Genomic DNA, 25,085 nt, shown 5'->3' on the forward strand with positions numbered 1-25,085 from the left:
GCCCACCGACGAATCGCGGGGTACGGGCTCCCCGCTTACCGTGAAGATCATGACCTCCCCGCGGACCGTCCTGCTCCCCAGCCCGCGGTCCGCGGAGTCGTTCCCGTACGCGGAACGGTCCCCCAGACCCGTGATCGCGGCCCTGCGCGCCCTCGTGTGCGCGGCGGCGGTCACCGGCCTGGTGATCGACATGGCCATCGGGTCGCCGCTCCGGGTCCTGAGCTACTTCACGATCCAGACGAACGTCCTGGTCGCGCTCGCCTTCGGCTGGTCGGCGTACCGCTCCTGGAAGGGCGGCCCGCCCCTCTCCCCGCGCCTCACCGGCGGGGTACTCCTCTTCGTCACGATCACCGGCCTCGTCTACCACCTGATCCTGGCGAACGGCTCCGGCGACTTCTCCATGGCGGACGCCCCGGGCCACACGATCACCGGCTGGCGCGCGGTCTCCAACCAGCTCCTCCACACGGTCACGCCCGTGGCGGCGGCCCTGGACTGGCTCCTCCTGACCACCCCCCGGACGCTGCGCCTGCGCTTCGTCCCGGCGTGGCTGCTCTTCCCCTTGGCGTACCTGGCCTTCGCCCTGACCCGGGGCGCACTCCTCTCCCCCGGCACGGAGGCCCGCTACCCGTACCCCTTCCTCAATGTGGACGCCTACAGCTACACCGGAGTCCTCATCCACGCCCTGGCCCTCGGCCTGCCCTTCGCCGCCCTGGCCACGCTGCTGGTCGGCCTGGACCGCATCCGGCCCGGGCTCTGGGGACCGCCCGCCCCGCACAGAAACCGGATTTCGCCTCCGGCCGCGGGTGGGCTAAAGTAATCGATGTCGCCGGGAGACCGCGTGACATCGGGGTGTAGCGCAGCTTGGCAGCGCGCTTCGTTCGGGACGAAGAGGTCGTGGGTTCAAATCCCGCCACCCCGACAGCTGAAACACCAGGTCAAAGGCCAGGTCCTAAATTTGGGACCTGGCCTTTGTCGTACCCCGGGGGCCAAACAGGGGGCCAAAGCAAGCTGATCCAGCTCCATGAGCAGACGCAGTGAGCTTTACTGCTGGCGTGGATCAGGGCATAGCAGGCTTAGTGGGAGCCGCGGTCGGAGGACTGATCGGCGTCGTGGGCACCTTGGGGGCCGCTCGACTGACCGGTAAGGACCAGAGACGGAACCAACATGAGCACTGGCGTCGCCAGCAGCGGCGAGATGCCTACAGTCAGCTTGTGATCCAAGCTTCTGAAGCTCTCAGGCTGGGTAGCAGCGCGCAAGATGCTTTCGAAGCCCGTGACCCGTCCTCCACTGCTCTCTCCGAACAGTTCAGTGGGGTGGTGCACAGGCTGGGCGAAGCCGAGAGTCTGGTTGCTCTCGAAGGCCCGGAAGAAGCGTCCAACGAAGCTGGTGAGCTCATTACAGAGCTATACACATGGGCGAACAGTCTCGACGTCGCCGTAGCAACGAGGGACGGACACGTCACGCTTCCCTCAGACTGGTCGGTCTCCCTAAGCGAGCTAGTCGATCACAGAGATCGTAGTCACGAAGCCGTGGCTACCTTCACCATGCACTGCCGACGCCTGTTGGACAGCTGAATCCGAGCGCCCAAGGACTGGTTCAACCGCATGTCAGTGGCGCGTGTGCTCACGGCCGCGCCACTGACATCCTTGTTACGGATAGAGGTCAACCCTCGCACTTGGTGCTCGGTCGTCGGCGAAGATGTCGTCCATCGCTTCGGCACCCTGCGTGATCACGGGTCGGAGCTGCTTACGGTAGACCGCCTCTGTGGTCGCCTGACTGCTGTGACCGACCAAGAGCGCGATCCGCTCCAAGGGGATGCCGTGGTCGGAGAGCAGGGACACGAAACTGTGCCGGAGCTCCCGCGGCGTCCACTCAGGCTTCAGTCCGGCCTTCTTCACGATGGCCTTGAAGTCTCGCCGGACGTTGGCTGCGTCCAGCGGCTCGCCGCTCCGAGTCGTGAAGACACGCCCCGTCGGGCTCCACTCCATCCCTCTCGATGCCCGCTCCTGCTTCTGCCATCGCATGTGCTCTTCGAGGACGTCGACTACCTGTCGGTAGAGCGATGGTCCGGCGGCTCTTCCTCGTCTTGGTGTCACCGTGCTTGCGCACCCGAAGAATGGGCCACCCTGGCGGGGATCGACCTCACAGGTCTGGCCAGGCAGCTCAACGGAACCCGCGAGACTGGACAGGGCTGCATACCCTGCTGGGCGCCGTCCCCGCCGGACGGTGGACCACCTACGGAGACGTAGCTGCAGTGATCGGCAGCCATGCCGTCCCGGTCGGTACCCATCTGGCCACCTGCGGCCAATGCCCCAACCCCTGGCGCGTCCTCACCTGCAGCGTTGTCGTCGGTCGCCGACGCTCCGCGTCGACTCCCTCCTCCGCCTTGCAGCTGCCCACACCAGACCCCGCTCCCTGATCCGGCCTGATCCAAACGAAAGACCCTTCGCCGACCGGCGCGAACGCTCGGCGAAGTCGAAGACGGAGCCGGTTTCCCCGGCCCAGTTGAAGTACCTGAACCCTTCTCGCCAGGGCCGTGCGAGCAGTTCGACACCGCGTACAACAAAGCGGTCGAGGCCACCGGCGTCGCTCGGACGGCACCGAGGGAGAGAACGCAGGCGGTGCTGGGGCGGCTGGGCAAGGCAGCGGCCCGCAGGCTGATCGCCGCACTGGTCTGCCCCTGAGGCCACCTGATGGAGTAACAGTGTCGCGTGTTCGTCCAACCGTTCGTCCGTCTCCGTCTCCGGGGCGGGCGATCCCGTCCAGTTACGGGACGCTGAGTGTGTCGCCATCGCGGCCACCGTCCGGACCGAGCAACTGGCCGCCAGTCGAGTTGTCACACCTCGTCGGCCCACACCGGCGTGCCGTCGTCCTGCACGTGCAGCGTCGGAGAGTGCTCCCGATATCCCCACTGTGCTGTGTCATCGGGCACCACCCAGGCCCTGGATTGGAACGCTTGGCCTGACGTCAGCGAAGCGGTACACGCGTTTAGCGGGCTGGTCTTCGTCGCTTTGGCGGGGACGGTGACCTTCATCAACGCCCCCCACGGGTCCGGGCAGGTCTGCTCCACCGCGGCCTGGACGTAGGCAAGCTTCGCCTTCACCGTGACCGGCGTGCCCGAGGTGTTCGTTAACTGAACCAGGAAGGACATCGTCCCGTCCGCGGCGAGGAGTGTGCACGGCGTCCACGACACCGCGCCCGCACTCCGGGGTTTTCCACACCGGTGGTTTCCCTCAACGCTGCCGGACTCGGTTGAGGTGGCAGGACCTGGCTTGGCCACGTCCGCCCCCTGCGCGCTCGTTGCCGACCCGTCCGGCTTCGTACTCACCGAGGAGGGCTCTTCACCGCCCAGCCACACGAACACTGCGATTGTCCCGGCCACCCCTGCGGCTGTGGCCGCTCCCGCCCAGATCCGCCCGTTCTTCCCCCTCCGCTTCCCAGTCTTCTGCTCGCCGACCTCGACCGCCTCGGCCGCCCTGGCAGGTTCAACGGGTTCGGCCGACTTGGCGGCATCGACCGGCTCGGCATGTGCGGCGGGCTTCGCAACCTCGGCCGGCTCGGCGGTCTCGTTTGGTTCAACGGGTTCGGCGGGCTGAGCGATGACGCTCGTCAGGACCCGGTTCCGCCAGCCCGGTCCACCTGTGTCCTGAAGACTGCGGGCAAGCTCAGCGATCTCCCAGCCAATCTTCGGAAGCCGCTGGGCGTTCTCTGGCGCCTTCTCCCTTAACGCCCGAGCAATGGCCTCGCAGTCCTCCTTGCTGGGCAGCCGGTTGTGCTTGGTGCCGGGCAACAGTTGGTTGCGGCCCTTCAACCAGTACGACAGCAGTGCCTCGTCAATCCTTTTGCGGGACTGCCAGACGGGCGTCGCGCGCTCTGTCTCCAGAGCCTTCACCAGAGCCTTACGCGTCGGCTTCCCCTCCGCCGTCGGCTCCCCCACACACGTCACCCACGCGTCCAGTGCCTGCACCAGACGGTGAGCCAAGTCCGCGAACGACTCCCCCTGATCCCCCATCAACGGCTCCCCCTGCGAGGCGAATTCTGTTGCGGTGCAACCGAGAAGCAGCAGGTTACGGAGGTGCAAGTTGCGCCGCAAATCCTCACCCCGCTTGCACTGATGATCTCCCCTTTCGACTGCGGGACATTCGGTTTGGCGGCGCGGAACGCCCCGCCGCCCCCGATGAGAAGAGGACTGACCATGTGGAACAAGTGCCAGCGCTGTAAGGGCAATGGAAAGTGCACCACCTGTGACGGATCCGGCTCCCGCGGTGTGTGGAAGTGCGACAGCTGCCGGGGCAGCGGCGACTGCAAGGCATGCGACGGCCGCGGCTGACCGCGTGAATGCCGCGGGGTGAGCTGACCCTGCTCTCTCCGCGGCACGAGCCCCCACCCCTTCAGACATCGCGGGCGTGGCTGACCCACATCAGCGCGCCCGCCACTCGATCGCCCCCGCCAGATAGGCAGGGGGCGTAAGCAGGAGGATGCGATATGCGTAAGACGATCAGGAAGCTGATGATGCCGGCGGTGGCAGCCGCTGTTGTCAGTGCCGTCGTAGTCGGTGTGGTCCATGAGGGAGAAACGCGCAGCGCCGACGTCCAGCTCAGCACCTTCGGTGACGACCAGGCACGGGGCGACAGCCACTCTGCCGCCGTCGGGAATGGCGCAACCAGCGGGCACCCGCAACCCGGACTGCGCGGGACGCCATTGGACAAGCCGTCGTCCAGCGACACCGGGTGGCCTGTCCTCAAGACGGGACAGCACAACGAGAACGTCCGCAGCGCCCAGTTGCTGCTCGCATCAAGCGGCTATCGCCTCGCCGCTGACGGAAGCTACGGCCCGGCCACCGCCGCCACAACCTCGGCGTTCCAGCGCACGAACGGCCTCACGGTGAACGGCTCCATTGACGGACCCACCTGGAACAAACTGCTACGCACGGTCGGCCGCGGGGCATCTGGCCCCGCAGTGAAGGCAGTGCAGGCCCAGCTGAACATGTACCGCAATCAGCTCGCCGTCGACGGAGCGTTCGGCCCTGCCACCGCGGCCGCTGTCGCGAAGTTCCAGCAAAATCGCCGCCTGACGGCCGACGGCATCGTGGGGCCGCTCACTTGGAAGAAGCTCATCAGCGGGACCGCGCTGGCCAAGCGCGGCACCCCCGCCAAGCCTGCCCCGGCGGCGCCGTCCCAGCTCCCAGAGGAGCTCACCCACACCCAGGCCATGGCCCTGCTGCGCCCCGCCGGCATCACCACATCGTCGAGCGGCGGCTGCGACAACCGCAACAACAACCGCTGCACGAGCCTGGACGACATCCGCAGCGACTCCATCCGCGGCGTCATCGCCTTGCGCAGGGCCAGCGGCTGTCCCCTCGTCATTACGGGCGGCACCGAATACGGAATCCACAACGAGGAGATCCCGAAGGCCCACACGAAGGGCTACAAGCTCGACCTCCGGATCGACACCTGCATCACCAACTGGATCAAGAACACCCAGCGCAAGGCCGCCCCTCGCAAGGCCGACCCGCGTTGGCAGGGCAAGTTCAGCAACATTGCGATCGAGTACGTCTACGAGACTCCCACGAACGGTGACGTCCACTGGGACATCACCTTCAACTAGGCCCGCCCTTCGCAGGTCACGGGCACGTGACGGTCGTGGCTGACTCCTCATAGGCGCTGACCCCGCCCTCAGCCGAGGGGCTTCCGCCGGGTGAACCCGGCGGGACCCCCTCCCCCTGCCTCCAAGCCCGGTAGCGGTTCGACCGCCAGCCCATGCCGGCCAGATCAACATCCGCCCTCGCCCCTTCAAGACCTAGGGAGAACGACCCTCATGTACCTGCTGGCGGGCTTCGTGATCATTCTGGGCCTGGCTGCGCTCGCTCAGGCTGCGGCGGCGCAGAGCGCTCTCGATCCTTACAGCGAGGCTTCGAGGTTCATGGCACCCGCTGTTGAGGAGGCGGAGCAGAATGCGGCAGGGCAGATGGTGGTCGCGCAGCTCGGAATGTTCTAGGGCGCCATCTACGCTGTTCTCGCGCTCGCTCTCGCCGCACGATTCGGCAAGGGAGGCAACGCCCTCCGCATCTGCACAATCGTCCAAGGCGCCTGGCTCTGCGTGGTCGGCACCTTCACTCTCGGCCTCACGGCCAACATCGCCCCCGCAACCGTCGTCATGCCAGCCTTTGTGGAGTTGGCCGCCGGTGTTCTGCCGATCGTCGTCATGGTTCAGAAGGACGGCATGGCCTGGTTCAGCCGCCCACGCCACTGAGCTCAGCAGAGACGAGGCCGGCCACACCGGACGGGTGGTGGCCAAGAAGCATTCAAAGGCAGCCAACTACACCTGGATCAAATGAGGAAGGAGGCCGACCTCGCGCAGGGCACCAACGAGGGCCTGGCCGAGGCCCGCGCCGGCGGGCGCGCGCCTCGGCCGCCCACCCGGCGATGACGGAGGAGCAGGTACGGCACACCCGGGACCTGCTCACCTGCCCGGAAAGCACCGCCACCCCGAACTGCCCCCGGCCTGCGCAGTGCTCAAGTCGACCAATGCGGAGAACTTGGCCTGATGGAGCAGCGAAGGAGGAGCAGATCCTTCCGGAGAATGGTCCACGCCGTTGAGGTCTGCTGGGGCATGCCCCCCCGGTGACGTCCCATGCTGGGAGCCATTTGGAAGCCGATCCGCTCCCCAAGCCCCTTCGAGACCACCCGACACCACCGCAGCCCAACCCTCTGACCAGGCAGAACGTCAAATCACCAGGTGACGATCGCGACCGGCCCTCATTCGGGACGAAGAGGTCGTGGGTTCAAATCCCGCCACCCCGACAGCTGAAACACCAGGTCAAGGGCTCGATCCGCATCGCGGGTCGGGCCCTTGAGTGGTTTCCGGGGGCGTCTTGGGAGCCGTGCTGCGCGCCGGTGAGACGCGGGGTGCGAACTCGGCCTCCGGCAGATGTTTTCGGCGCGGCACGAAACGGCCTGCGGCACACGTGCTCAGGCTTCGCCGTGGGAGGTCGCCTTGGTGGCGGGGCCGGGGGTGTCGTGTCGGGTGCATGCCCACAGCGCGAGCCCGAGGCAGCTGAACGCGGCGCCCAGTGCGCATACGGCGCCCCAGCCGGCTACTGCGTAGAGGGAGGTCGCGGCGATGGCGCCGGTGGCGCTGCCGATCGCGTAGAAGATCATGTATCCGCCGATCAGCCGGCTGCCCGCGTCCGGGTGCAGCGCGTAGATCAGGGTCTGGTTGGTGACATGGACCGCCTGCACGGCGAGGTCCAGGAGGATCACCCCGACGACCAGGGCCCAGAGCGAGCTGCGGGTGAAGGCCAGGGGCAGCCACGAGGCGGCGAGCAGTGCCAGGGCGATGCCGGTGGTCCGGCCGGAGAGTCCGCGGTCGTTCAGGCGGCCCGCCACGGTCGCGGCCAGGGCGCCGGCGACACCGATCAGCCCCAGGGCCCCGATCGCGCTGTGCGGCAGGAAGTACGGGGCCTCGCTCAGCGGCAGTGCGACGCTGCTCCACAGGGTGCTGAAGGCGGCGAAGACCAGCAGGCCGAACAGGGCCCGGAGCCGCAGCAGTCGTTCCCGTGCGAACAGGGTGACCGTGGAGCGCAGGAGCTGGCCGTAGCGCAGGGTTGCCGGCGGAGCGGCACCGTGGCGCGGCAGCACTCGGTACAGGACCAGGGCGAGCAGAGCGGTGAGCGCGGCCGAGGCGAGGTAGACGGAGCGCCAGCCCGCGAGATCGGCCATGAGGCCGGATGCGGTGCGGGCGAGCAGGATTCCGATGACCACTCCGCTGGTGACCAGACCGACGACGCGTCCGCGTACGGCGGGAGGGGCCAGCGACGCCGCGAAGGCCACCAGCGTCTGGGTGACGACCGCGAGAAGCCCCAGCGCGGCCATGCCCGCGAGCAGGACCGCCGCCGAGTGGGCGGTGGCCACCACGGCCAGCGCCACCACCAGGAGCAGCAGCTGCGCCACGACGAGCCGTCTGCGGTCGGCCACGTCGCCCAGCGGCACGAGGAAGAAGAGTCCCAGCCCGTATCCGACCTGCGTGAGGGTGACCACGCCGCCGACCAGCGCCGGGCTCATGCCGAGGTCGTGGCCCATGGTCACCAGGAGCGGCTGGGAGAAGTAGACGTTGGCCACCGCAGCCCCGCAGGCGACGGCGAACAGGATGACGACGCCCCGGGAGAGGGCGAACGCCGGACCCTCACCGCTTCGGGCCTCGGTCCGTCGTGTCGCGGCCTCACCGTTGCCGGGCATCAGCACTCCTCCGCACATCTGGTTTCATCTTGCTACCAGAGGTGACGGTAACTTCCTTGGTAGCATGTTGCAACCGTCGTGAAAGTGAGGGATGGCATGGTGACCAGGACGCGCTTCAACGACAGCGAATGTCCCGTCGCCCGGTCGGTGGACGCGATCGGCGACTGGTGGTCCCTGCTGATCGTGCGGGACGCCTTCGACGGGAGCCGGCGCTTCGGGGAGTTCCAGCGCAGCCTCGGCGTGGCGAAGAACATCCTCACCGCGCGCCTGCGCACCCTGGTCGCCGGCGGGGTTCTCGAATCCGTCCCCGCCTCGGACGGCAGCGCCTACCGCGAGTACGTACTGACTCCGAAGGGCAAGGCACTCTTCCCCGTCATCGTGGCGCTGCGGCAGTGGGGCGAACAGAACTTCTTCGAACCCGGGGAACCTCACTCGCAGTTGGTCGACCGTCGGCAGGAACGTCGCCTCCGGCCACTGGAAGTGCTGTCCGCGGACGGGCGACGACTGGACCCCGACGACACCACCGTCCACAAGGTCTCCGCCCGGTGATCCGAGCCGGCGCACGGCCGCATCCCCGAAGAAACCCCGTGCGCACGGACGGCAGAGTGCTGATAGTTGCTGCATGGAAGCGATTGACGCCGCGCGTGCCGTTGTAGACGAACACCACCCTGCCGCTCGGGCCGCGTTCCTGGGAGGCAGCGTCCTGACGGACCGCCGCACGCCGTTGTCGGACCTCGACATCGTGGTGCTCCTCCACGGATCCCCGGCCCCGTACCGGTCGAGCCTCCGGTACGGCGCGTGGCCGGTGGAGATGTTCGTACACACCGAAGAGACCTGGCACGCGTACGTCGAGCGGGAAGTGCGCGAGCGCCGCTCACCGCTGCTCCGGATGTGTGCCGACGGGCTGCTGCTCCTCGACACCGATGGGGTGGGGGCGCAGCTCGCCGCTGAAGCCCGGAAGCTGACCGCCGCTGGGCCGCCCCCGGTGCCGGCCGAAGGGATCGACGACCGCCGTTACGCGATCACCGACCTCCTGGACGACCTGGCGGGAAGCACCGACCAAGGTGAGCGGTTGTTCATTGCTACCGAACTGGTCCGCCGGACCGGTGAGTTGGCTCTGATAGTCGGCGGATCGTGGAACGGGAGCGGAAAGTGGCTGGCACGCCGTCTCGAGACCACGGCGCCGGGGCTCGGCATGCGCCTGCACGAGGGCGTACGTCACCTGTCGGCGGGGCGGACCGAGCCCCTCGCGGCAGTCGTGGACGAGGTGCTGGACCAGGCCGGCGGACGGTTGTGGGCCGGATACCGGCGCGGTGGAACGCCATGAACGGGGTCGTCGCCCACCGTTCCTGGAAAGCGGTCACCGCGAGTCCTGGCCTTGGGCTCCACCACGCCGTTCGACGGACTGCCGGCAGCCGCTGCCGACAGGGCTCTCGGCCGCCCGACCGGGCAGGGCATCGCGCAGCAGCGCGGTGACCAGCAGCGAGAGCACAGCCATCATGGCCATCGCCCAGCCCACCGAGCGCCCACCACCGAACCACTGGGCGATGCCACCGGCCAACAGCGCACCCAGCGCCTGGCCCGCCATCACACCGGTTCCGGAGAGGCCGAACGCCTGACCCCGCACGCTTTCATGGGTATGCCGCACCAGCCGCTCCTGCAACGGCAACGATGCCGAGAAGCCGAAGGCGGAGACCCCGACCAGCGTCGCCTCGACCGGCGCTGACAGCGACAGGGGGAACGCCAGGAACGGCACCGCCAGCAGCACGCGCAGCGGCACGATCAGCCTGTCGCGCAGACCTTCGGGGACGAATCGTCCCATCACGATGTCGCCCAGGAGCATGCCGACCGCGCCGGCTGCCAGCAGGTATCCGGCATGGCCGGTGGAGTACGGGATGAACAACGCCTCGCACCCCACGACCAGCCCGTTGGGCACCCACATCATCAGGTAGAGAGGCCGGACGACGGGCGAGGTGAGAAGTTCGCGGTTGATACGGCGGCTGCGTTCGACAACCTTCCCCTCCGCTCGTGGCGGACGGTCGGCGAGCCCGATCCTCGCTGCGATGCCTGCGGTGGCGCTCACCAGGGCGGCGAGCCCGAACAGCCAGGTCGGCGACACCACGGCGAGCAGCAGAGCGCCGGTGGCATTGCCAACGATCTGCATTCCACCGACGGTGATGTTCATCGTGGCACGGGCCAGCACATACGCGTCCTTCGGCACGATGTCCGACAACAGAGCGACGACTGTGCCCGACGTGGCGGCCAACGCCACGTACCCGCCGGCGAGGATCAGGAAGCGCATCCACCAGGTCAGGTCAGGGAGCATCTGCAACGTGGCCGTCAGCGCCGCAATGCCCGCCATGAAGATCACGGCAGTGCGGGGGCGCAGCAGATCCGAGGAGGCCAGCAGGTAGCGCGCGGTGACGAGCTGCACCAGCGGGCCCCCGAAGAGGGAGATCGCGGTCAGGAAGGGTGACCTCGTCTCGCGGTACATCACCGTGCCGAGCGCCAGGCCGGAGGCTACGACGCCCAGCATCGCGAACAGGCGTACCACGAAGAGGACTCGGAACTCACGGATGCCGAATATCGCGCGATAGGTGGTCACTTGACGTGTGAGCGATCGATGCGAGCCATCGGCGGGGCGTCACCGCGCCACGAGGCCGCATGGCCCTCACCGGCCGGCCACCTCTCACTCACTGACATCGATCCGAACTCCCGAGGTGACCTTCCGGCATATGTCGATCGCCTGCGCAGCGGTCGGCGCTGTGGCCAGCACATAGCCAACCCGCGTGCGGGAGTTGCGGATTGCGTGGATCCTGTCTCCGATCTTCACGGGCAGGTGCACCTTCAGGACGCCCGGAAGACCTTGCCACCGCTGTAGCCCCGTGATGTCGGCGACCCTTCCCGGTGGCGGTGTGAAGAAGCGGATGGCAGCGGCACCAGGATTCACCGGTGCCGTCTCCTGCGGCCTGGTCCGGTCGATGGCCCACTGGACCACAAGGTCGAGCAGGTCGCATCCGGTGGCTTGCCTGACGAGCACGGGAATCGAGTCTCCGCCGACACGGGTGTGCGTCTCGATGACCTCCGGGCCCGAAGGCGTCAGGCGCAGCTCCGTATGGCTGCAGCCATCGGTCATTCCCATGACGTCGAGGAAATCCGAGACGTACTCCTTGATCGCTGCCGCGACCTCCGGTTCGACCTGCGCGGGGACGACATGACCCACCTCCACGAAGGGGTTCGCCGGGTCGTCGTCGTGCGTGAACTTCCCCGTGATCGCCACCACGTGGTGATCACCGGCACAGCTGAAGCCCTCGACCGAGAATTCCCGGCCCGGGAGGAACGGCTCGGCAATGTACTCGTCGGTGGTCGTGGGCGGCAGGACCACCTCGTCGGCCTTCCGGAAGCATGAGACGTTCTCGCTTCCCTGGCCGTGTCGCGGCTTCACCATCACCGGGTATCCGTGCCTGGCCGCGAAGTTGTGGATGTCTGCGACGTCCCGCACGACCTCACAGGGAACAGTGGAGAACCCCTTGTCCCGCAACCAGGTCCGCATGGCGAGCTTGTCCCGTGTGCGTGCGACCACTTCTGGCGACAGACCAGGAATCCCGAGGGCCTCGGCGATCCGCGCAGCAGGCATCAATCCCTGCTCCGTAAGTGAAAGCACCGCACTGAACGGGCTGTCACGGTGGATCGCCTGCACCAGCGGGATCAGCGACGGATCATCGTATTCGGTCAGCACAGTGCGCCTGACAACCGAATTCAACGCCTGGTCGTACCGTGCCGGTGTTTCGACCAGCGTGATCTCCGCACCGGACAAACGCAGGCGGTCACAGAGTCCAGGACTACTGCCCAGGACAACGACCTGTCTCGGGGCTTCCATGCCCAGCACATCCTTTCACTCGGGGAACACAGGGGCGAGCCAATGCCTACAGAGTCCGTATATAGGTGTCCAGATCCCTCAACGACTCGCTCCGCAATACGGAATAACCGGTACGCCGGTTCCCCGAGAAGGGTTCCGCTCCGGAAACGAGATGTTCGCCGTCGTGGACGGCTCGCACTACATCGACTCCCGCCGGCCGGGCCGCTTCGGAGCGCTCGTCGAAGTGGAATCGAATCCCGTGCCAGATTCCCCGCGGTTCGTTCACGGGGACCTTCCAGTCGAGGCCGGCCCTGGCGTAGAGGTACGCCTCCTCCAGGCGCAGCCCGTGCTGCAGTTCGACGATCTCCGTCACATGGCCGCCGACGGGGCGAGCAGCGGCCTCGATGATGCTGATCCGCTCGGGATTCATCTTGAATTCCATGTGCATCACCCCCCGCACCATGCCCCAGCTCGACGCGATGCGCTCGGCCGTCTCCAACAGCCCTTGCCGGTGCTGTGCCGGCAGGTCGCTGCCGGAAATATGGCCGACCTCATGACATCCCGGAAGCGATGACACGAACTTCTGTGTCAATGCATGCGCGAGGATGCTTTCATCCTGCACGACGCATTCAAGACTGAACTCCGGCCCTTCCGCGAACTCTTCGACGAGAGCTCCCACGGTGAATTCGTAGTTGGTGAGCCGCGCCTTCCTGAAAGCGAACATCTTCGCCAGCGCGGCCTCGACCTCGTCCTGCGAGTCGCACGTGCGCACGAACAGGCTCATGGCCATGTCCAACGGCTTCACGACCACCGGGAAGGTGACGCTCCCCCAGTCGAACGCGCGGCTTTCCTCCAGCGAGGAAAGCCTGGCGAGCACCCGCGGTTGGGGTACGCCGTACCGGGCGAAGGCTTCCCGCATGAGCGACTTGTTCCGGGAGGCCCGTATGTTGATGACGTCGTTGTGATACAGACCCAATTCTTTTGCCAGGACGTCTGCCGCAATCACCGCGAATTCGTTGCCCGCGGCCACTGCATCGAACCTCCGTGAACCGATTTGAGAAAGTAGTTCCCGAGGGGATTCCGACAGCGCCGGCACCCGAATCCATTCGTGCAATCCGGCGGTGTTGTCCCCGACCGTGGAACGCTCAATCGTCACGATCGTCAGCCGCCAGCCCTCGCGTTTGCAGATTTCCGCAACGCGGTTCAGCGACCATTGCGCAACCGGGTGGAGCAAAAGAATATGCATGTTCACACGCCTTTGAACCCGTCGGGCAGGAAGTCGGTCACACGTCAGGGATTCTGCATCTGCGGGTCGCACCCGCATTCCGCCCGGTACGCCTCGATGCTCTCCGGCAGGGCAGCACGGAGCTGCCGCGGAGCAGCTCGACGACCCACCGAAGTCCCCCTGGACGCGCGATGTTGCGGTCAGCAGCCCGCACCGGGCGACGCTCTCCGCGTGATCGCGTGGGCAAGCTAACACTCCATCGCCGTGCCCGAAAGACAAGATCCGAAGGACAGGGTTGTACCCCCTGCGCTCCGGCGATCTCTCGTGCGTGACCGTTACGCCTGACATGCGACCTTCGTACGCACATGCGAATCTGGAAGGGCCCCATCGTTCGGGACGCTGACAGGAGGCGTGATCGTGGGCAAGAAACAGAGCCGGCAGAACCGTGGTGCTCGTTCAGGTGGCCATGAGCGCAGTGCCACCGCCGAGACGAAGGAACAGAAGCCGATGGGGGATACTCCCGACGCCGCGCGTGCGATCGGGGAGACCGTTTCCCACAAGAAGGAGCGGAAGTTCGGCCACAACTGATCCGCGGCCCTCGGGCAACCGACCTGCGGCCCCGTGGCAATCCGTCCGCGACCGGCATCCAGTACGGAACCTGGGCCGGTCGGGGCCGTCAGTACGCGCGAGGTGACATCAGCCGGGGTTCGGCGTCCGGTGCCTCAAGGAGGCAACTGGGGCTGCCGGGGCCCGGCTTCACGCGCACGGTGGCCGACTCCGGCGGTTCGGTGGGCAGTTCGATGCCCACGGCGATCGGGTCGTCTCCGCGCGCGGTGACGAATCCGGTCTCCTTGCCGTCGACCAGCACCTCCACCTCGACGGTGTGGCCCGTCTGAACGGTCACGGTCACCGAGTGGCCCGCGTGGTCGGTGTGGAAATGATGGCGCCGTCTCATGGAAGTCACCTTCCTGCGGCGCACGTTCCGGGTCTGCGTCCGCCTCATCAAGCGTAGCCGCGCCGGGCCCTGCGGGCGCCGCGAGCGGGCCAGGCGGGGACAGCGGGGATGGCGGGGAACGGGCGGCCCCGGAGTGCCCGGGGCCGCCCGTCTGCCGCACCGACGGCCGTGGTCAGTGTCCGGTCAGAGCCCTGAGCGCGACGTTGAGCTGGAGCACGTTCACCCGGGGCTCGCCGATGAAACCGAGGACGCGGTCGTCCGTGTGGGCGGCGACGAGTGCGGCGACCCGTCGGGCGTCGAGGTGGTTCTTCTCGGCGACGCGGTTGACCTGGAGCTTCGCGTATTCGGGGGAGATGTGCGGGTCCAGGCCGGAGCCGGAGGAGGTGACGGCGTCGGCCGGCACGTCGGAGGGATTCACCGGGTGGCCGGCGGTCGAGTTGTCCTTGACCACGGCGGCCTTGGCGTCCTTGACCCACTGGATCAGCTCCGGGTTGTCGCCCGAGCGGTTGGTCGCGCCGGAAAGGATCAGCGCGTACTGGGTGTTCACGCCGTTGGTACCGAGGACGTTGGAGGGGCGGGGCTGGAACCACCTGAGGTCCGGGGCCGCCGTCTCCTCCCCGTCCTTCAGGGGTACGTCGTAGCGCTGCCCGATGAGGGAGGAACCGACGACCCTGCCGCCGGACGTGATCTCGGAGCCGTTGGCCTTGTCGCTGAACAGGGCCTGGGCGACGCCGGTGACCGCGAGCGGGTAGACCACCCCGCAGATCAGGGTCAGGACGAGCAGGGCGCGCAGACCGGCGCCGAGCATCCGGGCCGTGCTTCCAAGGGAGTTGTTCATCGCAGATCAGCCGATTCCGGGGATGGTGGAGATGAGCAGGTCGATGATTTTGATGCCGATGAACGGGGCGACCAGGCCGCCGAGTCCGTAGATCCCGAGGTTGCGGCGGAGCATCTTGTCCGCGCTGGTGGGCTTGTACCGGACGCCCTTGAGGGCGAGCGGCACCAGCGCGACGATGATCAGCGCGTTGAAGACGACGGCGGACAGGATCGCCGACTCCGGTGAGGACAGGCCCATGATGTTGAGCTTGTCCAGGCCCGGATAGACGACCGCGAACATCGCGGGGATGATCGCGAAGTACTTCGCGACGTCGTTGGCGATCGAGAAGGTCGTCAACGCGCCTCGGGTGATGAGGAGTTGCTTGCCGATCTCGACGATCTCGATGAGCTTGGTGGGGTTGGAGTCCAGGTCCACCATGTTCCCGGCCTCCTTGGCGGCCGAGGTGCCGGTGTTCATGGCCACCCCGACGTCCGCCTGAGCCAGCGCCGGCGCGTCGTTCGTACCGTCGCCGGTCATCGCGACGAGCTTGCCGCCCGCCTGCTCCCGCTTGATGAGGGCCATCTTGTCCTCGGGCGTCGCCTCGGCGAGGAAGTCGTCGACTCCCGCCTCCTCGGCGATGGCCTTCGCGGTCAGCGGGTTGTCGCCCGTGATCATGACCGTCCTGATGCCCATGCGGCGCAGTTCGTCGAACCGCTCGCGCATGCCCTCCTTCACGACGTCCTTGAGGTGGATGACTCCCAGGACCCGTGCGCCCTCCGCGTCCTCCAGTGCCACCAGCAGCGGCGTTCCGCCGGCCTCGGAGATCCCGTCGGTCAGCGCCTGGGTGTCCGCGGAGACACTGCCGCCACGCTCCCTGACCCAGGCGACGACCGAACCGGTCGCGCCCTTGCGCACCTTGCGCCCGTCGACGTCCACACCCGACATCCGGGTCTGGGCGGTGAAGGCCACCCACTCGGCCTGCTCCAGCTCGCCCTGGTGGCGTTCGCGCAGTCCGTACTTCTCCTTGGCCAGGACCACGATCGAGCGGCCCTCGGGGGTCTCGTCCGCGAGGGAGGAGAGCTGGGCGGCGTCGGCCAGTTCGGCCTCCGTGGTGCCCCTGACCGGTACGAACTCCGATGCCTGACGGTTGCCGAGGGTGATGGTGCCGGTCTTGTCGAGGAGGAGGGTGGAGACGTCGCCGGCCGCCTCCACCGCGCGGCCGGACATCGCCAGGACGTTGCGCTGGACCAGGCGGTCCATGCCCGCGATGCCGATCGCTGAGAGCAGCGCGCCGATGGTCGTGGGGATCAGGCAGACCAGCAGTGCGGTCAGCACGATCATCGACTGCTCGGCGCCCGCGTACGTGGCGAACGGCTGCAGCGTGACGACCGCGAGCAGGAAGACGATCGTGAGGGACGCGAGCAGGATGTTGAGCGCGATCTCGTTGGGGGTCTTCTGCCGGGCCGCACCCTCGACCAGGTTGATCATCCGGTCGATGAAGGTCTCGCCGGGTTTCGTGGTGATCTTGACGACGATCCGGTCGGACAGCACCTTCGTACCGCCGGTGACGGCACTGCGGTCACCGCCCGACTCCCGTATGACCGGGGCCGATTCACCCGTGATCGCCGACTCGTCGACCGAAGCGACACCCTCGACGACGTCGCCGTCACCGGGGATGATGTCGCCCGCCTCGCAGACCACGAGGTCGCCGATGCGCAGCTCGGTGCCGGGCACCCGCTCCTCGTCGGAGCCAAGGAGACGGCGGGCGACGGTGTCCGTCTTCGCCTTGCGGAGCGTGTCGGCCTGCGCCTTGCCGCGGCCCTCGGCCACGGCCTCGGCCAGGTTCGCGAAGACCGTCGTCAGCCACAGCCAGGCGGTGATCGCCCAGCCGAACCAGTCGGTCGGGTCCTTGACCGCGAAGACCGTGGTCAGCACCGACCCGATCAGCACCACGAACATCACCGGCGACTTGATCATCACCCGGGGGTCGAGCTTGCGCAGCGCGTCCGGGAGTGCCTTGATCAGCATCCTGGGATCGAACAGACCCCCTCCCACCTTGCCGCTCCCGGGCTTGTGACCGGTGGGGGCGTCCTGGTGGGGCGCCAGATCGGGGGTGACGGTCGGCGTACTGGTGCTCATGACGCGAGCCCTTCGGCGAGCGGTCCCAGCGCGAGCGCCGGGAAGTAGGTCAGACCGGCGACGATCAGGATCGTGCCGACCAGGAGGCCCGTGAACAGCGGCTTCTGCGTGCGCAGCGTGCCCGCCGTCTCGGGGACCGGGGTCTGCTCGGCCAGCGAGCCGGCCAGGGCGAGGACGAACACCATGGGCAGGAAGCGGCCCAACAGCATCGCGATGCCGATCGTGCTGTTGAACCACTGGGTGTCGGCGTTCAGACCGGCGAAGGCCGAGCCGTTGTTGTTGGCGCCCGAGGTGTACGCGTACAGGATCTCGGAGAAGCCGTGCGCACCGGAGTTGGTCATCGAGTGGGACGGGGTGTCCAGGGCCATCGCCGCGGCGGTGAAGCAGAGGACCAGCGCCGGGGTGACGAGGATGTAGCAGGCGGCGAACTTGATCTGCCGCGTGCCGATCTTCTTGCCGAGGTACTCGGGGGTCCTGCCGACCATCAGACCGGCGATGAACACCGCGATGACCGCCATGATCAGCATGCCGTAGAGGCCGGAACCGACCCCGCCGGGGGCGATCTCGCCGAGCTGCATGCCCAGCATCGTGATGCCGCCGCCGAGGCCGGTGTACGAGGAGTGGAAGGAGTTCACCGCACCGGTGGACGTCAGGGTGGTGGCCACCGCGAAGATCGACGAGCCGGCGATCCCGAAGCGGGTCTCCTTGCCCTCCATCGCGCCGCCCGCGAGGTCGAAGGCCGGTCCGTTGTGCGCGGACTCGGTCCACAGCATCAGGAGACTGAAGCCGATCCAGATCGTGGCCATCGCCGCGAGGATCGCGTACCCCTGCCTGACGCTTCCGACCATGCGCCCGAAGGTGCGGGTCAGCGCGAACGGGATGACGAGGATCAGGAAGATCTCGAAGAGGTTCGAGAGGGGGGTGGGGTTCTCGAAGGGGTGGGCGGAGTTGGCGTTGAAGTAGCCGCCACCGTTCGTGCCGAGCTCCTTGATGGCCTCCTGCGAGGCGACCGCGCCGCCGTTCCACTGCTGGGTGCCGCCCGTGAACTGGCCGACCTCGTGGATCCCGGCGAAGTTCTGGATCGCGCCGCACGCCACCAGCACGATCGCGCCGATCACGGAGATCGGGAGCAGGATGCGGACGGTGCCGCGCACCAGGTCGGACCAGAAGTTGCCCAGCTCACCGGTGCGGGCGCGGGCGAAGCCCCGTACGAGAGCGACCGCGACCGCCATGCCCACGGCGGCGGACACGAAGTTCTGCACCGCCAGGCCGCCGGTCTGCACGACGTGGCCCATGGCCTGCTCGCCGTAGTAGGACTGCCAGTTGGTGTTCGCGACGAACGAGGCGGCGGTGTTGAACGCCTGGTCCGGGTCGATCGAGGAGAAGCCGAGCGAGCCGGGCAGGGAGCCCTGCACGCGCTGCATCAGGTAGAGGAAGAGGACGCTCACCGCCGAGAAGGCGAGGACACCGCGCAGATAGGCGGGCCAGCGCATCTCGGAGGCGGGGTCGGCCCCGATGGCCTTGTAGATCCACTTCTCGACGCGCAGGTGCTTGTCGGAGGAGTAGGTGCGGGCCATGTAGTCGCCGAGCGGGCGGTACACGAGGCCCAGCGCGGCGATCAGGGCGAGCAGCTGGAGCAATCCGGAGAGGACAGGACTCATGGCCCCCGGAGCGGCGGCGACTGATGTCACAGTCAGAACCTCTCCGGCTTGATGAGGGCCAGCACGAGGTAGCCCAGCAGGACGGCGGCCACGACGAGGCCGACGACGTTCTCGGCAGTCACAGCTTCGCCACCCCTCTGGCGATGAATGCCACCAGCGCGAAGACCGCGATCGTGGTGACGACGAAGGCCATGTCGGCCATCGTGAGCTCCTGAGTGAAGAACGGATTCTCGGACATTCCGAGGAAACCGCTTCTCAGGCGGGCCGCGGCTCCCGTTAACGGGTCCCATACGAATCGCGGGGCGCTCTTGACGCTTCTCCTACGGCGCGGGGGCGCGGGGTGTCACAGCCCCGGGTCTGTGCCGCCTCAGCCCTCACGGCGGACGTCGTCGAGGGCCTCGTACATCGCGCGGCGGCCCATTGCCGCGAGTACGGGATTCGTGACGCGGTAGTAGTGCTCCACCATGAGGCCGAAGCACAGCGCCCAGCCCCGCCCCCGCGCCCACGTCGCGTCGTCCACCCCGACCGACTCGCGGAACAGGCCGCGGGTCGGCGGCGACAGCAGGGTCCAGGCGGCCATCGTGTCGCAGGCGGGATCTCCGGTGCCCAGTCCGCCGAAGTCGATGACGGCGGTGAGCCTCCCCCCGCGAACCAGCACGTTCCCCGGCAGGAGATCGCCGTGGAGCCAGACGGGTTCGCCCTCCCACTGCGGGAGCCCGAGGCATTCCTCCCAGGCCGCTGTCGCGGCGTCCCCGTCGACCGTGCCGTCCGCGCCGAGGTCACGGATCGCGGCGCGGACCTGCTCCTCGCGACCGCTCAGCGGCCCGCCGCGGAACGACGCCGGTCCACCGGTGGCGTCGACCGACCGCAGGGCCGCGACGAAGCCGCCCAGTTCCACGGCCGCGTGCGGAAGGTCGGTGAGGGGCTCGTCGACGGCGTTCTCACCCTCCAGCCATCGGTAGACCGACCAGGGAAGGCCGTAGCCCTCACCCGGCTCCCCCACCGCGAGCGGGACCGGCACGGCGAGCGGGAGATGCGGGGCGAGATGCGGCAGCCAGCGCTGTTCCTTGGCGACCTGTCCGGCCGCGCGGGGAACGCGCGGCAGCCGTACGGCCATGTCGTCGCCCAGCCGGTACATGGCGTTGTCCGTGCCGGCGGAACGGACCGCCGTGACGGGCAGGTGCGCCCAGGCGGGGAACTGCGCCGCGATCAGCCTGCCGACCAGCGGGGCATCGATGTCGACTTCGTCGGCGTGCATCTTCGTGCCCGTCATACAGGTCTTCCTCCGGCTGTACGTGGATGTTCCGTGCGCCGCGTCCATGCGCTCCGCCCGGCGGGGCACCGTACTGACCGCCGCCTCCGACGTTCAAATGATTTACCGCACGGGATGCCCCAACAGCCTTTATTTCAGGGGGTCTTCGAGGTTTATCTACGCGCGGAGCTACGAGTCCCGAACGATCATTCGGGCATATCAGACGACTTCTTGCGCAGCCATTACCGGCGAGTACTCGGAGCTGCTAGAAACTGGGGCGCCCCACCAAATCCCCACTCACCCCCCACACTTCGAAGGGCTGGCAGCCATGTCAGTACGAAGAATCTGGGCATCCGTCTCCACCCTCGCCCTCGCCGCCGTCGCCGCCCTGGGCGCCGCCACTCCGGCCTCGGCAGCCGCCGGTGGCTACGTCGCTCTCGGCGACTCCTACTCCTCCGGTGTCGGAGCCGGGAGTTACCTCTCCGACAGCGGCGACTGCCGGCGCAGCACCAACGCCTATCCGTACCTCTGGGCCGCCGCGAACTCCCCGTCCTCGTTCGCCTTCGTCGCCTGCTCGGGGGCGACGACGAGTTCGGTCGCCAGCAGCCAGCTGGGCGCGCTGAGTTCGTCGACCGCGCTCGTCAGCGTCACCGCCGGCGGCAATGATGTCGGGTTCGCGACCGTCATGCAGGACTGCGTCCTGTCGAGCGAGGCCACCTGTGTGAACAGCGTGAACGCGGCGATCTCGCAGGTGGAGAACGTGCTGCCGGGACGCCTGGACTCCCTCTACGGCAACATCCGTTCGCGGGCCCCGCAGGCCCGTGTGGTGGTGCTGGGCTACCCGCGCTTCTACAAACTCTCCGGAAGCTGCATCGCCGGGCTCACCGAGACCGAGCGCGGGGCGATCAACAGGGCGTCGGACATCCTGAACGGCGTCATGGCCAAGCGGGCCGCCGATGCCGGATTCACCTTCTCCAGCGTGGTGGACGAGTTCACCGGGCACGAGCTGTGCTCCGGCGACGCCTGGATCCACAGCGTGTCGATTCCGGTCTACAACTCCTACCACCCCAAGGCCACGGGGCAGGCGGGCGGATATCTGCCGGCCTTCCGCTCGGCCGCGTAGCACGCGGAGTCCACCCCCACGGGTTCCCCACGGATGCGGCGGTGCCCCGGAGTCCGCTCCGGGGCACCGCCGCATCGCCGTGACCCCCGTGATCAGCCGCCGGTCCGGCGCGACGCCTTGATCGAGTACATCAGCGGGATACGGGGACGGTCCGCCGGGAACCGGTAGTAGCCGTCACCCTGCCGCTCCAGCGCGCCGAAGCGTGCGAAGAGCGAGGCGTCGTGCTCGTGGAGCAGCTCGATCCGCAGCCCGGCAGCGGCCAGCGCCGAGACGACCTCACCGATCGGATGCTGCCATTCGACGCTCCGGTTGTGGATCGTCGGAGCGTCGAAGTCGGTGTACGTGCCCGGGGTTTCGTCCACCCATGCCTCGCGGCTGAAGTAGTCGTAGGTGATCCGGGAGCCCGTCGCGTCGTCCAGCGCGTCGGTCAGCGGATGGAACTCCGCGAGGTAGAGGAAGCCGCCGGGCGCGACGAGCGAGGCGGCGGTCTCCGCCCAGCGCTCGATGTCGGGAAGCCAGTTCAGGGCGCCGAGGCCGGTGTAGACGATGTCGTACGAGGAGTCGGGGACGGCCTCCGCCGCGTCGTACACGTCGGCGGCGACGAACGCGGCCCGCTCCGGCGTGAGGCCGAGGGAGCGGGCGAGGCCGCGGGCGGTCTCCACGGCCGGCTCGGAGAAGTCGAGGCCGACCACGTGCGCGGCGCCGTGCCGGGCCCAGGACAGGGTGTCGAGTCCGATGTGGCACTGGAGGTGCAGGAGGGACTTTCCGGTGACGTCGCCGACCTCCGCGAGCTCGAAGTCGCGCAGCGCGTCCTTCCCGGCGCGGAACGCGTCCAGGTCGTAGAAGTCGCTCGCCGCGTGTATCGCCACCCGCTCGTCCCACCGCGCGCGGTTGGCGTCGTGCCAGTCGTCCGGAGTCGCTGCATACATGCCTGCAAGCTACCCACCGGCCGGGGACCGCGGCGAACAGTTATCCACAGGCCACTCGGTCGCGGCGCCCGATCGGGTTGGATGGTGGCATGAGCGACACACAGAACGCCTCGTCCGCGCCGGAGTGGGAGCAGCGTTTCCGCGCGCCCCGCGTGTCCCTGCCCGACTGGGCCGAGGACGCGCCCGACCGCTCGCTCTTCGTCTCCAACGCCACCGGGACGTACGAGCTCTACGCATGGGACCGGGCGAGCGGGCAGCAGCGTCAGGTGACCGACCGGCCCAACGGGACGACCGACGGACTGCTGACCCCCGACGGCTCGGCGGTCTGGTGGTTCAGCGATACCGACGGTGACGAGTTCGGCGTGTGGATGCGCCAGCCCTTCGACGGCGCCCAGGGCGAGGACGAGCCCGCCGCCCAGGGGCTCGAAGCCTCCTACCCGGCCGGCCTCGCCATCGGCCGCGACGGCACGGCGGTGATCGGCCGGTCCACCGACGAGGAGGGCACGACCGTCCACGTCGTACGGCCCTCGGGCGCTCCCGTGGAGATCTACCGGCACCGGGAGTCCGCCGGGGTCGGGGACCTCTCCTACGACGGCACGCTGGTCGCTCTGGAGCACACCGAGCACGGCGACGCGATGCACTCCGCGCTGCGAGTGGTGCGGCTGCACGGCAGCACCGGCGCCGAAGGCGGGGAAAGCGCCCCCACGGTCGCCGAGCTGGACGACACCGAAGGCGGCACGAAGGAGCTCGGCCTCGCCGTGCTGGGCTTCGCCCCGGTGGCCGGGGACACCAGGCTCCTCGTCGGGCACCAGCGCCGCGGTCGCTGGGAGCCGATGATCTGGGACCCGGTCGCGGGCACCGAGACGCACCTCCCGATCGACCTCCCGGGCGACGTGGGCGCCGAGTGGTATCCGGACGGCTCCGCGCTGCTGATCGAGCACAGCTTCGAGGCCCGCAGCGAGCTGTGGCGCTACGAGCCCGCCACGGAGGAGCTGGTCCGGGTGGAGACGCCGGCCGGCACGGTGTCGGGCGCGACCGCCCGCCCGGACGGCACCGTGGAGTACCTCTGGTCCTCGGCCGCGCAGCCGCCCGTCGTCCGGTCCACGACCGGCGCCGTGGTCCTCGACCCGCCCGGCGCGAAGGCACCGGCCTCGGTGCCCGTCGAGGACGCGTGGGTGGAGGGACCCGGCGGCCGGATCCACGCCCTCGTCCAGCGGCCCGCCACCGGGGACGGCCCGTTCCCGACCGTCTTCGAGATCCACGGCGGCCCGACCTGGCACGACAGCGATGCCTTCGCGTCCGGTCCGGCCGCCTGGGTGGACCACGGCTTCGCCGTCGTACGGGTCAACTACCGCGGGTCCACCGGATACGGCCGCGCCTGGACGGACGCGCTCAAGCACCGGGTCGGGCTGATCGAGCTGGAGGACATCGCGGCCGTCCGCGACTGGGCGGTGAAGTCCGGTCTCGCCGACCCGGCCCGGCTGGTCCTGGCGGGCGGCTCCTGGGGCGGCTACCTCACGCTGCTCGGTCTCGGTACGCAGCCGGACGCCTGGGCGCTCGGGCTGGCCGCCGTTCCCGTCGCCGACTACGTCACGGCGTACCACGACGAGATGGAGGCCCTGAAGGCGATGGACCGCACGCTGCTGGGCGGCACACCGGAGGAGGTGCCCGAGCGCTTCGAGGCGTCCTCCCCGCTCACGTACGTCGACGCGGTGCGCGCCCCCGTCTACATCTCGGCCGGCGTCAACGATCCGCGCTGCCCCATCCGTCAGGTGGAGAACTACGTGGACCGGCTGAAGGCCCGCGACGCGGTGCACGAGGTGTACCGGTACGACGCGGGCCACGGATCGCTCGTCGTGGAGGAGCGGATCAAGCAGGTCCGGCTGGAGCTCGACTTCGCGCTCAGGCATCTCGGACGGGTGTGACGTCGAGCCCGTCCGGGCTTCGAGGACGGGACGGTGGCCGCGCCGCACCGTCGACGGACGGCCCCCGCTCCGGACCCGCGGAGCGGGGACCGTACCGTGGAGGGGTGTACCGGTTCCTGCTGACCCCGCGATGGTGGGGGATCAACCTCTTCGTCGTGCTGGCCATCCCGTTCTGCGTGTTCATGGGCACCTGGCAGCTCGGCCGCTTCGAGGACCGCGTGCAGTCGCACGAGGAGGCCGAGAAGCGGCCCGATCCGAGTACGCGCGCCGCCAAGCCCCTCGACTCCCTGCTGCCGGTCGACAAGGTGACGTCCGGCAGCCCCGCGACCGCCACCGGGACGTACGCCGAGCAGTTCCTCGTCCCCGGCCGCGAGCTGGACGACCGCAACGGCTTCTACGTCCTCAACCTGCTCCGTACCGACAGCGGCAAGGCCCTGCCTGTCGTACGCGGCTGGCTGCCCGGCACCGCGGGACGGACCGAGGTGCCCGCCGCACCTTCCGGCACCGTCACCGTCACCGGTGATCTCCAGGCGTCCGAGAACGCGGGCACCGACGGTGTGCACTCCGAGGGCGGACTGCCCGAGGGCCAGCTCGGCATGATCAGCGCCGCGTCGCTGGTGAACCTCGTCCCGTACGACGTGTACGACGCCTGGGTCACGCTGCAGGAGCCCGAGGCGGGCGCTGCGGGCGGCACGGCGAAGGGCGCGAACGGCGCGAGTGCGCTGAAGCCGGTGCCCGCGGAGGCGCCGCAGGGCAGCGGGCTCGACCTGAAGGCGTTCCAGAACCTCGGCTACACCGGCGAGTGGTTCGTCTTCGGCGGCTTCGTGCTCTTCATGTGGTTCCGGCTGCTGCGGCGCGAGGCCGAGGCGGCACGCGACGTGGAACTGGGACTCGCGGCCGACGCCGACTGAGGCACCGGCCTCCGGCGCGGGGGCGGGGCTGTGGAGACGTGAGAAGGGGGAC

At 68.5% G+C, this 25,085-nt stretch carries 23 protein-coding genes and 1 tRNA gene; 11 read left to right on the forward strand and 13 right to left on the reverse strand.

All coding sequences use genetic code 11. The features are described 5' to 3' along the window. Positions 1–49: 49 nt before the first annotated feature. Both OG230_RS16385 and OG230_RS16390 read left to right on the forward strand, forming a co-directional pair. Positions 50–817: a Pr6Pr family membrane protein gene (locus OG230_RS16385; protein WP_328910959.1), complete on the forward strand. Its 768-nt coding sequence runs from the start codon at positions 50–52 to the stop codon at positions 815–817. Positions 818–845: 28 nt separating this feature from the next. Then, positions 846–919: transfer RNA gene (locus OG230_RS16390), tRNA-Pro, on the forward strand. Between the two features lie 730 nt (positions 920–1,649). Here OG230_RS16390 and OG230_RS16395 read toward each other — a convergent pair. Further along, on the reverse strand, positions 1,650–2,024 hold the full coding sequence (locus OG230_RS16395; RefSeq protein ID WP_328910960.1) for a tyrosine-type recombinase/integrase: 375 nt from the start codon (positions 2,022–2,024) through the stop codon (positions 1,650–1,652). 812 nt (positions 2,025–2,836) lie between these two features. Then, positions 2,837–4,012: a hypothetical protein gene (locus tag OG230_RS16400; RefSeq protein ID WP_328910961.1), complete on the reverse strand. Its 1,176-nt coding sequence runs from the start codon at positions 4,010–4,012 to the stop codon at positions 2,837–2,839. Between the two features lie 473 nt (positions 4,013–4,485). Between OG230_RS16400 and OG230_RS16405 the strand changes: the two genes are divergently transcribed. The 3 genes from OG230_RS16405 to OG230_RS16415 all read left to right on the forward strand — a co-directional run bounded on the left by OG230_RS16405 (position 4,486) and on the right by OG230_RS16415 (position 6,252). Further along, a complete protein-coding gene (locus OG230_RS16405; RefSeq protein WP_328910962.1) occupies positions 4,486–5,607 on the forward strand; it encodes a peptidoglycan-binding domain-containing protein in 1,122 nt (373 codons plus the stop codon). Between the two features lie 210 nt (positions 5,608–5,817). Then, the gene (locus OG230_RS16410; RefSeq protein ID WP_328910963.1) at positions 5,818–5,997 is read left to right on the forward strand and encodes a hypothetical protein; all 180 of its coding nucleotides are present in this window, start codon (positions 5,818–5,820) and stop codon (positions 5,995–5,997) included. 102 nt (positions 5,998–6,099) lie between these two features. After that, positions 6,100–6,252, forward strand: coding sequence for a hypothetical protein (locus OG230_RS16415; protein ID WP_328910964.1), 153 nt, complete (start codon positions 6,100–6,102; stop codon positions 6,250–6,252). A 719-nt stretch (positions 6,253–6,971) separates the two neighbouring features. On the opposite strand, the gene OG230_RS16420 is transcribed toward OG230_RS16415, so the two are convergent. Beyond that, positions 6,972–8,237: an MFS transporter gene (locus tag OG230_RS16420; RefSeq protein ID WP_328910965.1), complete on the reverse strand. Its 1,266-nt coding sequence runs from the start codon at positions 8,235–8,237 to the stop codon at positions 6,972–6,974. Between the two features lie 96 nt (positions 8,238–8,333). Between OG230_RS16420 and OG230_RS16425 the strand changes: the two genes are divergently transcribed. After that, positions 8,334–8,786 (forward strand): winged helix-turn-helix transcriptional regulator, encoded by a 453-nt coding sequence (locus tag OG230_RS16425; protein WP_328910966.1) that lies wholly within the window; start codon positions 8,334–8,336, stop codon positions 8,784–8,786. A 73-nt stretch (positions 8,787–8,859) separates the two neighbouring features. Beyond that, on the forward strand, positions 8,860–9,564 hold the full coding sequence (locus OG230_RS16430) for a nucleotidyltransferase domain-containing protein (RefSeq protein ID WP_328910967.1): 705 nt from the start codon (positions 8,860–8,862) through the stop codon (positions 9,562–9,564). Between the two features lie 33 nt (positions 9,565–9,597). Here the strand turns inward: OG230_RS16430 and OG230_RS16435 are convergent, their stop codons facing one another. The 3 genes from OG230_RS16435 to OG230_RS16445 all read right to left on the reverse strand — a co-directional run bounded on the left by OG230_RS16435 (position 9,598) and on the right by OG230_RS16445 (position 13,342). Continuing rightward, positions 9,598–10,842, reverse strand: coding sequence for an MFS transporter (locus OG230_RS16435; RefSeq protein WP_328910968.1), 1,245 nt, complete (start codon positions 10,840–10,842; stop codon positions 9,598–9,600). 84 nt (positions 10,843–10,926) lie between these two features. Next, a complete protein-coding gene (locus OG230_RS16440; protein WP_328910969.1) occupies positions 10,927–12,117 on the reverse strand; it encodes an ATP-grasp domain-containing protein in 1,191 nt (396 codons plus the stop codon). 46 nt (positions 12,118–12,163) lie between these two features. After that, positions 12,164–13,342, reverse strand: coding sequence for an ATP-grasp domain-containing protein (locus OG230_RS16445; protein WP_328910970.1), 1,179 nt, complete (start codon positions 13,340–13,342; stop codon positions 12,164–12,166). Positions 13,343–13,738: 396 nt separating this feature from the next. Here OG230_RS16445 and OG230_RS16450 point away from each other — a divergent pair, with 396 nt between their 5' ends. Continuing rightward, positions 13,739–13,909 carry a hypothetical protein gene (locus OG230_RS16450; protein ID WP_328910971.1) on the forward strand — a complete coding sequence of 57 codons (171 nt, stop codon included), beginning with the start codon at positions 13,739–13,741 and terminating at the stop codon, positions 13,907–13,909. Between the two features lie 88 nt (positions 13,910–13,997). Here OG230_RS16450 and OG230_RS16455 read toward each other — a convergent pair whose 3' ends face one another. From OG230_RS16455 to OG230_RS16480, 6 genes are all read right to left on the reverse strand, one after another. After that, a complete protein-coding gene (locus tag OG230_RS16455) occupies positions 13,998–14,276 on the reverse strand; it encodes a hypothetical protein (protein WP_328910972.1) in 279 nt (92 codons plus the stop codon). 172 nt (positions 14,277–14,448) lie between these two features. After that, the gene (locus OG230_RS16460; protein ID WP_328910973.1) at positions 14,449–15,114 is read right to left on the reverse strand and encodes a potassium-transporting ATPase subunit C; all 666 of its coding nucleotides are present in this window, start codon (positions 15,112–15,114) and stop codon (positions 14,449–14,451) included. A gap of 6 nt (positions 15,115–15,120) precedes the next feature. Then, positions 15,121–17,232 (reverse strand): potassium-transporting ATPase subunit KdpB, encoded by a 2,112-nt coding sequence (kdpB, locus tag OG230_RS16465; RefSeq protein ID WP_328910974.1) that lies wholly within the window; start codon positions 17,230–17,232, stop codon positions 15,121–15,123. Next, positions 17,229–18,893, reverse strand: a complete 1,665-nt coding sequence (gene kdpA, locus OG230_RS16470) for a potassium-transporting ATPase subunit KdpA (RefSeq protein WP_328907221.1) — start codon at positions 18,891–18,893, stop codon at positions 17,229–17,231. Before kdpA ends, kdpB begins: the two co-directional genes overlap by 4 nt. A gap of 32 nt (positions 18,894–18,925) precedes the next feature. Continuing rightward, positions 18,926–19,015, reverse strand: a complete 90-nt coding sequence (kdpF, locus tag OG230_RS16475) for a K(+)-transporting ATPase subunit F (protein ID WP_328907220.1) — start codon at positions 19,013–19,015, stop codon at positions 18,926–18,928. 245 nt (positions 19,016–19,260) lie between these two features. Beyond that, positions 19,261–20,166: an aminoglycoside phosphotransferase family protein gene (locus OG230_RS16480; protein ID WP_328910975.1), complete on the reverse strand. Its 906-nt coding sequence runs from the start codon at positions 20,164–20,166 to the stop codon at positions 19,261–19,263. 307 nt (positions 20,167–20,473) lie between these two features. Here OG230_RS16480 and OG230_RS16485 point away from each other — a divergent pair, with 307 nt between their 5' ends. After that, the gene (locus OG230_RS16485) at positions 20,474–21,268 is read left to right on the forward strand and encodes an SGNH/GDSL hydrolase family protein (RefSeq protein WP_328910976.1); all 795 of its coding nucleotides are present in this window, start codon (positions 20,474–20,476) and stop codon (positions 21,266–21,268) included. 92 nt (positions 21,269–21,360) lie between these two features. On the opposite strand, the gene OG230_RS16490 is transcribed toward OG230_RS16485, so the two are convergent. After that, the gene (locus OG230_RS16490; RefSeq protein ID WP_328910977.1) at positions 21,361–22,197 is read right to left on the reverse strand and encodes a class I SAM-dependent methyltransferase; all 837 of its coding nucleotides are present in this window, start codon (positions 22,195–22,197) and stop codon (positions 21,361–21,363) included. An 89-nt stretch (positions 22,198–22,286) separates the two neighbouring features. On the opposite strand from OG230_RS16490, the gene OG230_RS16495 reads away from it, so the two are divergent. Both OG230_RS16495 and OG230_RS16500 read left to right on the forward strand, forming a co-directional pair. After that, the gene (locus OG230_RS16495; protein WP_328910978.1) at positions 22,287–24,122 is read left to right on the forward strand and encodes a S9 family peptidase; all 1,836 of its coding nucleotides are present in this window, start codon (positions 22,287–22,289) and stop codon (positions 24,120–24,122) included. Positions 24,123–24,226: 104 nt separating this feature from the next. Then, positions 24,227–25,033, forward strand: a complete 807-nt coding sequence (locus tag OG230_RS16500; RefSeq protein WP_328910979.1) for an SURF1 family protein — start codon at positions 24,227–24,229, stop codon at positions 25,031–25,033. Positions 25,034–25,085 lie beyond the last annotated feature (52 nt).

The sequence above is a fragment of the Streptomyces sp. NBC_00234 genome, from assembly GCF_036195325.1.
Taxonomy (GTDB): domain Bacteria; phylum Actinomycetota; class Actinomycetes; order Streptomycetales; family Streptomycetaceae; genus Streptomyces.